This is a genomic window from Sulfitobacter profundi (genome assembly GCF_042661425.1).
In the GTDB taxonomy this organism is placed as follows: Bacteria; Pseudomonadota; Alphaproteobacteria; order Rhodobacterales; family Rhodobacteraceae; genus Sulfitobacter; species Sulfitobacter profundi.
In genome coordinates, this window is sequence record NZ_JBHSWA010000001.1 from 2153217 (window position 1) to 2167549 (window position 14333).

11 protein-coding genes and 3 pseudogenes are annotated in these 14333 nt (G+C 62.0%); 8 read left to right on the forward strand and 6 right to left on the reverse strand.

Features of this window, described 5'->3' with window-relative positions; translation table 11 throughout:
• Positions 1 to 115 precede the first annotated feature (115 nt).
• Together ACFQAU_RS11280 and ACFQAU_RS11285 are read left to right on the forward strand one after the other, a co-directional pair.
• A complete protein-coding gene (locus ACFQAU_RS11280; RefSeq protein ID WP_132444323.1) occupies positions 116 to 1672 on the forward strand; it encodes a bifunctional metallophosphatase/5'-nucleotidase in 1557 nt (518 codons plus the stop codon).
• Positions 1673 to 1815: 143 nt separating this feature from the next.
• The gene (locus ACFQAU_RS11285) at positions 1816 to 2229 is read left to right on the forward strand and encodes a VOC family protein (RefSeq protein WP_132444324.1); all 414 of its coding nucleotides are present in this window, start codon (positions 1816 to 1818) and stop codon (positions 2227 to 2229) included.
• Positions 2230 to 2312: 83 nt separating this feature from the next.
• Here ACFQAU_RS11285 and ACFQAU_RS11290 read toward each other — a convergent pair whose 3' ends face one another.
• Complete coding sequence (locus tag ACFQAU_RS11290; protein ID WP_150120555.1) at positions 2313 to 2645, reverse strand: cupredoxin domain-containing protein; 333 nt, start codon at positions 2643 to 2645, stop codon at positions 2313 to 2315.
• Positions 2646 to 2734: 89 nt separating this feature from the next.
• Positions 2735 to 3630 (reverse strand): annotated as a pseudogene (locus ACFQAU_RS11295) (LysR substrate-binding domain-containing protein).
• A gap of 97 nt (positions 3631 to 3727) precedes the next feature.
• On the opposite strand from ACFQAU_RS11295, the gene ACFQAU_RS11300 reads away from it, so the two are divergent.
• Positions 3728 to 4951 carry an acyl-CoA dehydrogenase gene (locus tag ACFQAU_RS11300; protein WP_067630156.1) on the forward strand — a complete coding sequence of 408 codons (1224 nt, stop codon included), beginning with the start codon at positions 3728 to 3730 and terminating at the stop codon, positions 4949 to 4951.
• A gap of 129 nt (positions 4952 to 5080) precedes the next feature.
• A pseudogene (locus ACFQAU_RS11305) lies at positions 5081 to 7254 on the forward strand (thiamine pyrophosphate-dependent enzyme).
• A 222-nt stretch (positions 7255 to 7476) separates the two neighbouring features.
• Here ACFQAU_RS11305 and ACFQAU_RS11310 read toward each other — a convergent pair.
• The 4 genes and pseudogenes from ACFQAU_RS11310 to ACFQAU_RS11325 form a co-directional block, all read right to left on the reverse strand.
• Entirely contained in the window at positions 7477 to 8709 is a 1233-nt protein-coding gene (locus ACFQAU_RS11310) for a mandelate racemase/muconate lactonizing enzyme family protein (protein ID WP_132444326.1), read from the reverse strand.
• A 23-nt stretch (positions 8710 to 8732) separates the two neighbouring features.
• A pseudogene (locus ACFQAU_RS11315) lies at positions 8733 to 9574 on the reverse strand (NAD-dependent epimerase/dehydratase family protein).
• 12 nt (positions 9575 to 9586) lie between these two features.
• Positions 9587 to 10366, reverse strand: a complete 780-nt coding sequence (locus tag ACFQAU_RS11320) for an HpcH/HpaI aldolase family protein (RefSeq protein WP_132444327.1) — start codon at positions 10364 to 10366, stop codon at positions 9587 to 9589.
• Complete coding sequence (locus tag ACFQAU_RS11325) at positions 10363 to 11565, reverse strand: NAD(P)/FAD-dependent oxidoreductase (RefSeq protein WP_132444328.1); 1203 nt, start codon at positions 11563 to 11565, stop codon at positions 10363 to 10365. The genes ACFQAU_RS11320 and ACFQAU_RS11325 overlap by 4 nt, the downstream gene beginning before the upstream one ends.
• Before the next feature lie 201 nt (positions 11566 to 11766).
• Between ACFQAU_RS11325 and ACFQAU_RS11330 the strand changes: the two genes are divergently transcribed.
• The 4 genes from ACFQAU_RS11330 (at position 11767) to msrB (ending at position 14331) form a co-directional block, all read left to right on the forward strand.
• Positions 11767 to 12354, forward strand: coding sequence for a sigma-70 family RNA polymerase sigma factor (locus ACFQAU_RS11330; RefSeq protein ID WP_132444329.1), 588 nt, complete (start codon positions 11767 to 11769; stop codon positions 12352 to 12354).
• Positions 12355 to 12435: 81 nt separating this feature from the next.
• Positions 12436 to 13041, forward strand: a complete 606-nt coding sequence (locus ACFQAU_RS11335; protein WP_386282284.1) for an anti-sigma factor — start codon at positions 12436 to 12438, stop codon at positions 13039 to 13041.
• A gap of 170 nt (positions 13042 to 13211) precedes the next feature.
• Entirely contained in the window at positions 13212 to 13766 is a 555-nt protein-coding gene (locus ACFQAU_RS11340) for a fasciclin domain-containing protein (RefSeq protein WP_120351662.1), read from the forward strand.
• An 82-nt stretch (positions 13767 to 13848) separates the two neighbouring features.
• Entirely contained in the window at positions 13849 to 14331 is a 483-nt protein-coding gene (gene msrB / locus ACFQAU_RS11345; RefSeq protein ID WP_067625832.1) for a peptide-methionine (R)-S-oxide reductase MsrB, read from the forward strand.
• Positions 14332 to 14333 lie beyond the last annotated feature (2 nt).

Consider the following 14333-nt stretch of genomic DNA (forward strand, 5'->3'; position numbering starts at 1 on the left):
GCCGGGCGGGGCGGGGTCAAGACCTGCGGGTGACCATAGGGCAGGCGATATGATCTTTGACACAGACCAAACCCCGCGCCACGATACCGGCATAACAACCAACAGGGGAACTATCATGAAACGATTCCTGACTGCGACCGCAGCGCTGGCTCTGACCAGTGGTATGGCGGCAGCTGAATATAACCTCACCATTCTGCACACCAATGATTTTCACGCGCGGTTTGAGCCGATCAGCAAATATGACGGTCCCTGCGGTGCCGAAGACAATACAGCAGGCGAGTGTTTCGGTGGCTCTGGCCGGCTGATGACCGCGATCACCGAGGCGCGCGAGCGGGCAGGCAACAGCATCCTTGTGGACGGCGGTGACCAGTTTCAGGGCACGTTGTTCTACACCCAGTACAAGGGCGCATTGGCCGCCGAGATGATGAACCAGATGGGCTATGACGCGATGACCGTGGGCAACCATGAATTCGACGATGGCCCCGAAGTGCTGCGCGGCTTTATGGACGCCTTGGAATTCCCGGTGCTGATGTCCAACGCTGATGTTACGGCGGAGCCGCTTCTGGCCGACAAGCTGGCCAAATCGACCGTGATCGAAAAGGGAGGCGAACAGATCGGCTTGATCGGCCTGACGCCGCAAGACACGCATGAGTTGGCCAGCCCCGGCGACAATATCACCTTCTCTGATCCTGTTGCCGCCGTGCAGGGCGAGGTTGATCTGCTGATTGCTAGGGGCGTGAACAAGATCATCGTGCTCAGCCACTCAGGCTATAGCGTTGACCAGAAAGTGGCGGCGGAAACCACTGGGGTCGATGTGATCGTGGGCGGCCATACCAACACGCTGCTCAGCAATACGAACGAGCGTGCCGAGGGTCCCTATCCGACGATGGTGGGCGAGACGGCAATCGTGCAGGCCTATGCCTATGGCAAATTCCTTGGCGAGTTGAATGTGACCTTTGACGATGAGGGCAATATCACCAAGGCCGAGGGCGAGCCGCTGATCATGGACGCTGCCGTGACCGAAGATCAGGACACCGTTGACCGTATCGCCGAAGCTGCCAAGCCGCTTGAGGAAATCCGCAACCGGGTGGTGGCCGATGCAGCCGAGGCAATCGACGGGGAGCGCGGCAACTGTCGCGCGCAGGAATGCTCAATGGGCAACCTTGTGGCCGACGCGATGCTTGACCGGGTGAAGGATCAGGGCATCGACGTGGCGATTGCCAACTCGGGCGGGCTGCGTGCCTCTATCGACGCGGGCGAGGTGACGATGGGTGAAGTGCTGACCGTGTTGCCGTTCCAGAACACATTGTCGACCTTCCAAGTCACCGGCGCGCAACTGATCGAGGCGTTGGAAAACGGCGTGAGCCAGCATGAAGAGGGCGCAGGGCGTTTCCCCCAAGTGGCGGGCATGTCCTTTGCCTTTGATCCCAAGGCAGAAGCTGGCAGCCGGATCAGCGACGTGATGGTCGCGGGTGCGCCGATTGACCTTGAGAAAACCTATGGTGCCGTCTCGAACAACTACGTTCGCAACGGTGGCGATGGCTATGCGATGTTCAAGGACGCCGCCAATGCCTATGACTACGGCCCCGATCTGGCGGATGTCACGGCCGAGTATCTGGCCAAGGATGGCACATACAAGCCCTATACCGACGGTCGTATCACCATGAAATAAGGACAGGTTTTGGCCTGATTGACTTGGGCGCGTCCTGAAAGGGGCGCGCCCTTTTGGTTTGGTGATCCTTGAGAAACGCCGCGCTATTGCACCTTCCACCGGGCAGGATACACAGGGGGCAGCAGATAGATAGGAGACCCTCCATGCTCACCCCCTTCCACCTTGCCTATAACGTCCGCCACCTTGATGAGACCCGTGCTTTCTATGGCGATGTGCTGGGCTGCACCGAGGGCCGCTCGACCGAGACTTGGGTCGATTATTCCTTCTTTGGCCACCAAATTTCGATGCATCTGGGGGAGCCTTTCGCCACAGAAGCCACCGGCAAGGTGGGCGAACATATGGTGCCGATGCCGCATCTGGGGGTGGTCTTGCAGATGGACGATTGGAAGGCGCTGGCCGAGCGGCTGAAAGGCGCGAAGGTTGATTTCGTGATCGAACCGTCGCTGCGTTTCGAAGGGGAGCCGGGCGAACAGGCGACCATGTTCTTCCGCGACCCTTCGGGCAACCCGATCGAGGTCAAAGGCTTTGCCGATATGGAACGTGTCTTTGCCCAGTAAGGCCAAGCGATGAAACACCAAAGCCCCGCGGTTGAGGGCGGGGCTTTGGTAAGTCTGAATGGGCCGTGCAACCGCGGGGCCGGTTAGTCGAAACTGATCGCCCCTTCAAAGGCAGGCTCTTCCAAGGTCTGGCCACTGAAGGTCGTCGGGGTCTCTGCCGTAATGTCGAGCGTATAGCTCCCGTTCACGGGGATCGCGTCACTGGTCCAGGCATCGCCTTCACCGGTGATCGTGTGGCTGCCCGTGGCATTGTTGGTAAAGACCACCTGATCGCCCGGCTGCACATGCGAAAGCGCTGGGAAATAGGCACCGTCAACAATCAGCACGTTGCGGTTCTCGGCCATGGCACTGGCGGCGCAAACGCTCAGGGCGAGGGCCAGAGCACCGGCGCTTTTGCGATATGAACTTAGCATCATCTGCTCCTTTGGATCGCCCGATGCGGGCGGGTTAGCCGGTTTTATACAATGTAAATGCGGCATAACTTTGGCCGGTTCGGGCCGGATTATCAGTCTGTCGCGGGCTCTGCCTGCTGGGCGAGCCAGCCGCGGAAAGACGCAAGCGCCGCGGTCTCATCCCGGTCTTCGGGCCAGACGAGGTAGTAATTGCCGATGCTCTGCGTGGTTTGCGACGCGGCCAGCACCAATTGCCCGTCGCGCAGGTAGGGGCGGGCGAAAAAGGTCGGCAGCAGAGCCACCCCCAGCCCGTGGATCGCCGCCTGCGCCATGGTCGAGAATTGGTCGAACATCATCCCGCCCGGCGGCTCATCGGTTACCCCAAGCGAGGACAACCACCGCGCCCACCCGCGCGGGCGGGTTTCCAGATGCAACAACGGCAGATGCCGCACATCGCGCGCATCCTCCAACGGTTCGGCCAGCAAATCAGGCGCACAGACGGCCACCACCGTTTCCGGCAAAAGCGGCAGATAGCGCACGCCGGGCCAGTCTTCATGACCAAAATGAATGGCGGCGTCGAATCGGCTGCCTGCAAAGGCGAAGGGCCGCAACCGGGTGGAGAGGTTGACTGTCACCTCTGGATGATCCCTTGCAAAATCGCGCAGCCGGGGGCCAGCCAATGCATGCCAAAGGCGGGCAAGATCGCCAGATCCAGCGTGCCGCCCGTGGGGTTCGTCCGGGCCGAAACCGAGGCCTGCGCCAGCCGGTTCAGGATGTCGCGCACCTGCGTAACATAATCCAACCCCGCCTGCGTCGGGCTCAGCCGCCGCCCCTGACGGATCATCAGCGACACGCCTAGTTGTTCCTCCAGCGTCTTGATCTGGCGGCTTACCGCGCTCTGCGTCAGGTTCAGTTCCTGCGCTGCCGCCGTGGCGGTGCCCAGCCGCACCACAGCCTCGAAGGACAGCAGGGCCGAGATCGAGGGCAGGAAGCGGCGGGGCGCGATCATATGACTTTTTCTCATGAACTCAGGACAAAGCAGCGATAGAGTTTGCGCCGCCAGTTTGCAATACTGCCGCAAATCACATCACCCGAAAGGATGCATCATGACTGCAGACGCCCCCAAGCTGCGCGCCAAGGACAAACCCGATCTTGGTACCTTCGATTGGCAGGATCCCTTCCGCCTCGACAGCCAGTTGAGCGAAGACGAACGCATGATCCGCGACAGCGCCCGTGCCTATGCGCAGGAAAAGCTGCAACCGCGCGTCATCGAAGCCTTCGCCGAGGAAAAGACCGACCCCGAAATCTTCCGCGAGATGGGCGAGATGGGCCTTCTGGGCGTCACCATCCCCGAGGAATACGGCGGGCTGGGCGGCAGCTATGTCTCCTACGGCCTCGTCGCGCGCGAAGTTGAGCGGGTCGACAGCGGCTACCGGTCGATGATGTCGGTGCAGGCAAGCCTCGTGATGTACCCGATCTATGCCTATGGCTCCGAAGAGCAGCGCCAGAAGTATCTGCCGAAGCTCTGCTCGGGCGAATGGATCGGTTGTTTTGGCCTGACCGAGCCTGACGCAGGTTCCGACCCTGCGGGCATGAAAACCCGCGCCGTGAAGACCGAGAATGGCTATAAGCTGACCGGCTCCAAGATGTGGATCTCAAACTCCCCCATCGCCGATGTCTTCGTGGTCTGGGCCAAGTCCGAGGCGCATGACGGCAAGATCCGCGGCTTCGTGCTGGAGAAGGGCATGAAGGGTCTGAGCGCGCCGAAAGTGGGCAACAAGCTGTCCTTGCGCGCCTCGATCACCGGCGAGATCGTGATGGACGGCGTCGAAGTGGGCGAAGACGCGCTGCTGCCCAACGTGCAGGGTCTGAAGGGGCCGTTCGGCTGTTTGAACCGCGCGCGCTATGGCATCTCTTGGGGTGCAATGGGTGCTGCGGAATTCTGCTGGCACGCCGCGCTGCAGTACGGGTTGGACCGCAAGCAGTTCAACAAGCCACTGGCCCAAACCCAGCTTTTCCAGAAGAAGCTGGCCGACATGATGACCGAGATTTCGCTCGGCCTGCAGGGCTCGCTGCAGGTGGGCCGTTTGATGGACGCCGCCAATGCCGCGCCCGAGATGGTTTCGATCGTCAAGCGCAACAACTGTGGCAAGGCGCTCGACGTGGCGCGCATGTCGCGTGACATGCACGGCGGCAACGGTATCTCGGGTGAATTCCAAGTGATCCGTCACATGATGAACCTTGAGACGGTGAACACCTATGAGGGCACCCATGACGTGCACGCCCTGATCCTGGGCCGCGCCCAGACCGGCCTGCAGGCGTTCTTCTAAAGACCGGCATCGGGGGAATTGTTCCCCCGGCCACTCCCAAATACTTATGGCCAGAAAGAGAGGCGGCGCCTTTCTTTCTGGCCGAAATACTTTCGCCATCGGCGTTTAATTCCTATTCCAAGAGGCCCCATGGACCGCGTTGCCATCGTTCATGAAAACTTCCTCCGTCGCGTCGCGGCGGGGATTTTCCCGTTTCCACCTCCGACAAAAAGGCGCTTGATCGTGCCGCATTGGAGCGGCTCTACCGCGCGCAGGTCCTGAGCCGCGCGCTCGACCTGCAAAGCCGCGTGATGCAGAAAGAGGGGCAGGGGTTTTACACCATCGGCTCGTCCGGGCACGAAGGCATGGCGGGGGTGGCGGCGGCGCTGCGGGTCGATGACATCGCCTTCCTGCACTACCGTGATGCGGCGTTCCAGATCGCCCGCGCCGATCAGGCCGAGGGGCAGGACATGCTGCGCGATATGCTCCTGAGTTTCGCCTGTTCGGCTGAGGATCCGATCAGCGGCGGGCGGCATAAGGTGCTGGGCTCGCGCCCGCTGATGATCCCGCCGCAGACCTCGACCATTGCCAGCCACCTGCCCAAGGCCGTGGGGGCCGCGCATTCCATCGGCATGGCACGGCGCAACCGGCCCGAGCATGCGATCCTGCCGCGCGATGCAATCGCCATGTGTAGCTTTGGCGATGCCTCGGCCAACCACTCCACCGCGCAGGGCGCGATCAATGCCGCCTGTTGGACCGCCGTACAGGGCGTGCCGCTGCCGCTGCTTTTCGTCTGCGAGGACAATGGCATCGGGATTTCGACGAAGACCCCGACGGGCTGGATCAAAGCCTCCATGTCTGCCCGTCCGGGCTTGAAGTATTTCGAGGGCGACGGGCTGGACCTTCATGCCGCTTTCGCTGCGGCGAAAGAGGCGGCGGATTACGTGCGGGTGCACCGCAAGCCCGCCTTCCTGCATCTGCGCACTGTGCGGCTCTATGGTCATGCGGGGGCGGATGTGGCGACTTCCTATCTGCCGCGTGCAGAGGTCGAGGCAGATGAGGCGAACGATCCGCTGCTGCATTCCGCGCGCCTGTTGGTGGAGGCCGGAATGAACGCCGATGAGGCGCTGGCGATTTACCGTGAGACCCAAGATGCCGTGGCGAAAGCGGCGGCAGAGGTGGTCAAACGCCCGCGGCTCAAGACTGCATCGGATGTGATGGCGAGCCTCGTGCCGCCCAAACGCGACTGCGCGCCGAGCAATGGGCCGAGCGCGGAAGTGCGGGCCGAAACCTTTGGCAGCGACATGGCGCAAATGGACAACCCGCAGCCGATGTCACGGCTGATCAACTGGGCGCTGCATGATCTGATGCTCTCGCATTCCGAGACCATGTTGATGGGCGAGGACGTGGGCCGCAAGGGCGGGGTCTATGGCGTGACACAAAAGTTGCAGGGCCGTTTCGGGCCGGGGCGTGTGATCGACACGCTGTTGGATGAACAGAGCATTCTGGGCCTCGCCATCGGTATGGCGCATAACGGTTTCGTGCCGATGCCTGAGATTCAGTTCCTCGCCTATCTGCACAACGCCGAAGACCAGTTGCGCGGTGAGGCGGCCACCCTGCCGTTCTTCTCGGACGGGCAATGGACCAATCCGATGGTACTGCGCATCGCCGGTTTGGGCTATCAAAAGGGCTTTGGCGGGCATTTCCACAACGACAACTCACTGGCCGTGCTGCGCGACATTCCGGGGATCGTCATTGCCTGCCCCTCGGCCGGGGATGACGCCGCGATGATGCTGCGCGAGGCGCACCGTTTGGCGCGTGAGGACCAGCGGGTGGTGGTCTTTGTCGAGCCCATCGCGCTTTACCCGATGCGGGATTTGTTGGAGGCCGGGGACGGCGGCTGGATGCGGCACTACCCGGCGCCGGACCAGCGGATTGGTCTGGGCGAGGTTGGTGTCACGGGCGAGGGGGCCGATTTGGCGATCGTGAGCTATGGTAACGGGCATTACCTGAGCCAGCAGGCTGCGCATGATCTGGCAGAGCAGGGTGTCGCGGCGCGGGTGATTGACCTGCGTTGGCTGGCTCCGATGCCAGATGAGGCGTTGATGGCGGCCATCGGGGATCGGCCTGTGCTGATCGTTGATGAATGTCGCCGCACCGGCGGGCAGGCCGAAGCGTTGATGGCGCTGATGGCAGAGCGCGGGGTTGAGCGTTTTGCGCGGCTAACGGCGGAGGACAGTTTTATCGCGACGGGTCCGGCCTATGCGGCGACCCTGCCCTCGCGCGAGGGTATTGTGGCGGCGGCGCGGGAGTTGTTGGGGTAGTTGAGGGTCAGCGCCTGCCCGCGGGTCGGCGATCCGCGGGCGCGTTAAGCCACTTTATGATGCAATCTCGGTGCGCCTTCGCGAAGTTGTGCCAAGCCCGGCCAAATCGCCTGCCCGGTCACACCAGAGGTGGGCCAGTATCTGCCGGCACGCCTTCGGCGTGACGGGCGGGCAGGCGATGGCCCGGCGCCTGCGGCTTGAATCCCGCCCGGGTGGGCGCGCCTAGTGGCTATCCGCTGGCGCACCGCCCTGAAAATTATTCCCATTCACATAATCGCAAGGCGCTTCGCGCATCTCGAGATGCAGGCCATCGCCTGTGTAGGGATGCGCGCGGGCGAGGTCTTCGTCCACTTCGATCCCCAGACCGGGCGCTTCGGGTGCGGTGATGAACCCATCCTCCACCCGGATCGACCCTTTGATCAGCTGGTCATGAAACGGCGTCTCAATGCACTCGCACATCAGAATATTCGGGATCGACACGGCAAGCTGCACATTCGCCGCCCATTCCACCGGCCCGGCATAAAGATGCGGTGCGATCTGCGCGTTATAGACTTCGGCCATGGCTGCGATCTTCTTGGCCTCTGCAATGCCGCCCACGCGGCCAAGTGCCGGTTGCAAAATCTCTGCCGCACCGGCGCGCAACAGGGGCGCGAACTCGGCCTTCGTCGTCAACCGCTCGCCCGTTGCCACCGGGATGCGCACGCCGCGCGCGACCTTGGCCATCTGCTCAGGCGCGTCTGGGGGGATCGGCTCTTCGTACCAGAGCGGGCTGTAGGGTTCGATCGCTTGGCCCAGCCGGATCGCGCCTGCGGTGGTGAACTGTCCGTGGGTACCGAACAGGAGATCGGCACGGTCGCCCACGGCCTCGCGAATGGCTTTGCAGAACGCCGCCGAGGTGCTGATATCCGACATCGCAGGCATATGCCCACCGCGCAGCGTATAGGGGCCAGCGGGGTCGAATTTCACCGCCGTATAGCCGCGGGCCACGCAATCCGCCGCCGATTCCGCCGCCATCTCGGGCGAGGTCCAAAACTCCGCCATATCGTGATGCGGCAGGGGGTAGAGGTAGGTATAGCCGCGCACCCGGTCATTGGTGCGCCCGCCGATCAACGCATGCACCGGACGGTCGCGGTCTTTGCCAAGGATGTCCCAGCAGGCGATTTCAAGACCTGAAAACGCGCCCATTACAGTCAGGTCTGGCCGCTGGGTAAAGCCCGCGGAATAGGCGCGGCGGAACATCAGCTCGATGTTCTCGGGGTTCTCGCCCTGCATATGACGGGCAAAGACATCTTTGATCACCGCGCGCATCGCATCGGGCCCGACGCTGGCGGCGTAGCATTCGCCCCAGCCGGTCACGCCGGTGTCGGTGGTCACCTTGACCAATATCCAATAGCGCCCGCCCCAGCCGGGGGCGGGCGGGGCCGTCACGATGATATCGAGGTCTTGTAGCTTCATGACGGTCCCTCCTCGGAGCCTGATCAGGTCTCTTTTTTGTCGTCGACGATGGTCATCTGCGCGATGCCGCTTTCGCCCAGATCGACCTTGGCGAAGGGGCCGCCGTGGCACATCTGGCCGGGGTCGGTGATGTCGACAGGGCCTTCTTCGGCCAGCACTTTTTCGGCGAATTGCTCTGCGTTGTCCTTGGGCCGGTAACCGAGGAACGCGGCCTTGGCATTGTCCACCGGCGCGCGGTCATTGTTCGACACGCCGTAGATGACCGAGAAACCGACCGAGGGGGTGTCAACTGCGCGGGTCACCAGTTGGATCAGATCGTCATAGCTGAGCCACGAGCCAAGCGCGCGGGAGTTGTTGACCTGCGCGGCGCTGAGGATGCGCAGATGCACGGACTCAAGCTGGCGTTTGTCCCAATACATTGAGCCGAGGTCTTCGGTGAAGCATTTGGCGAGGCCGTAGAATGTGTCAGGCTTGTGGGGGCGTCAATGCCGATGAAATCGGATTTCTTGTGCATCCCCACGGCATGGATCGAGGAGGCATAGACGACGCGGCGTGCGCCTGCTTGATAGGCCGCTTCCCACACGTTGTAAGAGCCGACGAAGTTCGGGCCGAGCAGCTCCATAAAGGGTTTTTCGTCCACGATGGCACCGAAATGCACCACCATGTCGGCCCCTTCCATCAGGGCGGCGACCTGATCGTATTCTGCCAGATCGGCCTTCTGATAGCGCTCGCCCTCATAAAGCTTGCCGATGTCGTCGGCGATGTCGGAGCTGACCAATTCTTCGCACATCGCGGCCAGCGGCTCACGCAGGTAAGAGCCAAGCCGACCGGCAGCACCTGTCAGGACCAGTTTCTTAAATTTCATAATATCTTCCTTTCACGTCTCAGAAATCTTGTCGCGCACTTGGGCGCGCAGCGCATCGGCCCCTTTGGCCAAAAGACCGACGTCCGTGCCGCAGGCGACAAAGGTGAAGCCTTCGTTCAGCAATTCGGCGGCGAAATCGGGGTCGGTGACCAGCGTGCCCACAGGAATGCCCTTGTCCATCAGCAGCTTGGCGGCGGGGCGGATGACCTCCCACACTTCGGGGTGCAGGGTCTGGCCCAGATGGCCCATGTCAGCAGCGATGTCGGCGGGGCCAAAGAAGATGCCGTCGATCCCCTCAACCTCGGCAAAGGCGGCGGCGTTTCCGACGGCGGCGCGGGTTTCAAGCTGGATCAAGATCGCGGTCTGGTTCTCGACCTCGGTGTTGTAATCCTCGACCCGGCCAAACTGGTTGGCGCGGTTCAGCCCGGCCACGCCCCGGATACCGCGCGGCGGGTAGCGGCAGGCGGCAACAGCGGCGCGGGCCTCGTCAGGCGTCTGTACCATCGGAAACAGCAGCCCCGGCGCGCCGAGGTCCATCAGGCGTTTGACCTTGACCGCGTCGTTCCAATCAGGCCGCACCATCGCCGTTGTGTCGCTGCCCGAGAATGCCTGTAGCTGCCCCAGCACCGATTTCATGTCGCTCGGCGCGTGCTCCATATCCAGCATTACCCAGTCATAGCCCGCATGGGCCACCACCTCGGCGGCATAGCCATCCGAGAGGGAGGCCCAGAGGCCCAACTGCTTTTTCCCGGCGCGGATGGCCGTCAGGAATGCGTTCTCGGGGTGCTTCATATCACGGCCTTTTCGATAAATTTCTCCGACCGCGTGATGCGCCCGTAGTCCAATGGAGTGAGGTCCAGCGTGCGATAGGCGCCATGGGTAATCAACTCAGCCGTGCCGCGCCCGATGGCGGGGGCTTGCTGCAACCCATGGCCGGAAAATCCGTTCATAAAGACGAAGTTTTCGACCTTGTCGTGCCGCCCGACGATTGCGTTTTGATCCACAGTGTTGAAGGCGTAGTGGCCGACCCATTCATTGATCACCTTGACCCGTTCAAAGGCCGGAACGCGGGTGGCAATGATGGGCCAGACTTTCTCCTCCCAGATCGAATGATCAAAGGCAAAGTCATCATAGGCCGCGTCATAGTCATCTTCGGGCGGGCAGCCGGCCATATAATACTTGCCCTCTTGGCGCATATGCACGCCGCTGGGGTCGATGGTCAGCGGCAGGTCCATCTCTAGCGGCTCGGCGGCGTCAAAGATGAAGGTGTAGCGTTTGCGTGGCACGACGGGCAGGGTGATGCCCGCCATCTGCGCCGTCGCCGCCGCGCGGGGGCCAGAGGCGTTGACCACCGTGCCACAAGCGACCACTGCGCCGGATTTCAACGTCACCGCATCCACCGCGCTGCCTGCGGGGTTCAGGGTCATGCCCGTCACCTCATCATGGATAAAGGTCACGCCCCGGCGCCTGGCCATACGCTTGAACCAATCAAACATGGTGCCGCCGTCGAAATAGCCCTCGTTCACCGTGTTGTGGTTGCCCGCGATCACGTCGTCGAGCATGTAAAACGGATAGCGCGCGGCGATTTCATCCTTGGTCATATGCTGGGTATGCGCGCCCATGGAGGCCTGAATGCTCTGCGCCTCGCGCAGGGTCTGGGCAAACGCGGGCGTGTCGGCAAGGTAGAGGTAGCCAAAGCTCTGCAGCGCCAGTTCCGGCACCTCGGGATCGTCATGCATGAACTGGCGGAAGTTGCGGATGAACTCGGCCCCGAACTGCGAAATCTGGATGTTCACCGGCGCGGTGAACTGCTGGCGGATGCAGGAATTCGTGTGGCTGGTCGAGGCGAATTCATAGGTCGGGTCACGTTCGACCACCAGCACTTCGCCGTCAAACCCCGGCGTGTTGGTCAGCCACCAAGCCAGTGCCGAACCGTAGATGGCCCCGCCCACGATCACCACGTCATATGACGTCTCAAGCGCGTTTTGCATGCACAGTCTCCCTTTGCGCATTCCCCTCTGAATTGTGGGTAGCCTAAGCATCCAGAGCCTGCAATCTTTGTGAACGGCGGGGCGATTTTTCGTTTTTCCGCGATGGGTTGCGCGACTGCCCTAGGTTGGGGCAGTGTGGCATTCAAAAGATGCGGTTCTATTGCATCGTTGACTTTTGTAGCGGCTGTCGCACCATGATCGATGTGCCGCAAAAGATATCACCGCCCGAAGGAGTGGCCCTTGGACAGCGACCGTGAAGAGATTGAACGTCTGATTGCACAGGTTGCATTGGGGGATCGTGCCGCCTTTGAGGCGCTTTATGATCGGGTGTCTGCGAAACTATTCGGGGTCTGCCTGCGTGTGTTGGATACACGGGCCGCAGCAGAGGACGCCATGCAGGACAGTTTCGTCAAAATCTGGAACCACTCCGACCGCTATCAGGCCAATGGCCTGTCGCCGATGACGTGGCTGATCACCATTGCGCGCAACACTGCGATCGACCGGCTGCGCGCCACCCGCAAAGGCCATCAGAATATCGACACGCCGGGGCTGGAACTGGCCGCGCCGGGGCCGAACCCCGAGCAATCCGCCGTGGCCGCGTCCGAGGCCACGCGCCTCAGCAACTGTCTGGACGACCTTGAGGCAGATCGCAGTGCCGCAGTGCGCGGTGCCTATCTCGACGGCGACAGCTATGCCGACCTTGCGCAGCGTTTCAACGTGCCGCTCAATACCATGCGCACTTGGCTGCGTCGCGGGTTGATGAGCCTGCGGGAGTGTATGAGCGCATGAGTGACACCCCCATCATTCCAGCCGGAGACGACGATCTTCTAGCCGCCGAAGTGGCCTTGGGCCTGCTGGAAGGCGAAGACCGTGTGGCGGCGCGCGCGCCTACTTCAAGACCGTGATTTTTCCCGCAGCGTCGCCGATTGGCAGGAGCGTTTCGTGGCGATGACCGACGATATCGCGCCCGTCGACCCGCCTGCGAAACTGCGCCGCACGCTGATGTCGCGGCTCTTCCCCGCGCGGCAGGTGCCGTTGATGCAGCGGCTCTGGCTCTGGCAAGTGATATCGGTTGCGGCACTCGCCACTGTGGCCTTCCTTGCCTTGCCGATGCTGCGCGAGGCACCGGTTCAGTCGCCGGGCGAGGTCTATGCCACCCGCATGGCCGCCGAAGACAGCGCGCTGGAACTGCTGGCTGTCATGGACATGTCGCGCGGCGATATCGCGCTGCGCCGGGTCTCGGGCACCGCACCAGAAGGCCGCGTTCTGGAGCTTTGGGCCATCTTGCCGGACCGCGCGCCGATCTCTTTGGGCGTGTTGCCTGAGGGTGAAGTCAACCGCGTGGTCTTGCCCGCCGATTTGGCACCCGAGGCAGCGCAGATCACACTGGCCATCACGGATGAGCCACCGGGCGGCGCCCCCGACGGCGCCCCTACCGGCACCATCATGGCTGCCGGTACCGTCGCCGAACTTTAGACCCCGAAACGCCCTTCTCTGATCGAGCGGGGCGTTTCACTTTTCTAGGGTAAAACAACGCGCTACATTTTTATTCCGAATTTTTTGAACCATTCTGAAACTCCTCTCACTCTTGGCCCGTGGGTCCAGTATCGCCGCCCACAACGGGGGGCATCTGAGGAGGAAACCAGATGAAAACGCTCAAGACATTTGCCGCCGCGACCGCCACTGCTGTCCTGTTGGCCACCGGTGCCATCGCTGCCAATCCCGAGGTGGGCGGCGCGCCCATGTTCGAGAACAAGAACATCGTCGAGAACGCCGTGAACTCCGCCGATCACACCACACTGGTCGCCGCTGTGAAGGCCGCCGGTCTGGTCGACACGCTGGCCTCCGAAGGTCCGTTCACCGTTTTCGCCCCGGTCAATTCCGCCTTTGATGCGCTGCCCGCTGGCACCGTCGATACGCTGCTCAAGCCCGAGAACAAAGACATGCTGACCAAAGTGCTGACTGCGCATGTGGTCGCGGGCAACTGGTCTGCTGCCGACATCGCCGCCAAGGCGCGCGCCTCCAGCGATGGGTTCTACCACTTTAACGCCGTGTCCGGCGACGCGCTGTCGGCGCAGGTGAAGGGTAAAAACGTCTACATCATCGACGAGAGCGGCAACGCATCGCGCGTGACTATCGCAGATGTGAACCAGTCCAACGGCGTTATCCACGTTGTAAACAGCGTGCTGGTGCCCAAGTAATAGGCAACCCGCACGATGTGGCCGGACCAGTACCTCCATGCTGGTCCGGCGTTGACCTAATCCGAAAGCGAGGAGTAACACCATGAACAGACGTCATTTTCTGACATCGACCTTTCTGGGCGCCACCGCCATCGGGTTGGGCGCACGCGGCGCTTTGGCAGCCTATGTCGAAGGCGATTTTGAGGTTGAGCGAACGGAAACCGAGTGGCGCGCCATGCTGAGCGATACCGAATATGCGGTCATGCGCGAAGGCGATACGGAACGCGCCTTTACCAGCCCCCTGAATGATGAGACGCGCGCCGGGACATTCATTTGCAAAGGCTGTGACCAGCCGCTCTACGATGCCGCGACCAAGTTCAAAAGCGGCACCGGCTGGCCGAGCTTTTACCAACCGCTAGAAAATGCGGTCGAGACGATGTCCGACAACAGTTTCTTTATGCGCCGGACCGAGGTGCATTGCGACCGTTGCGGCAGCCATCTGGGCCATATCTTTGACGACGGGCCCGAGCCTACGGGTAAGCGGCATTGCATCAACGGTGTCTCGTTGAAATTCACCGCCGCCTGAGT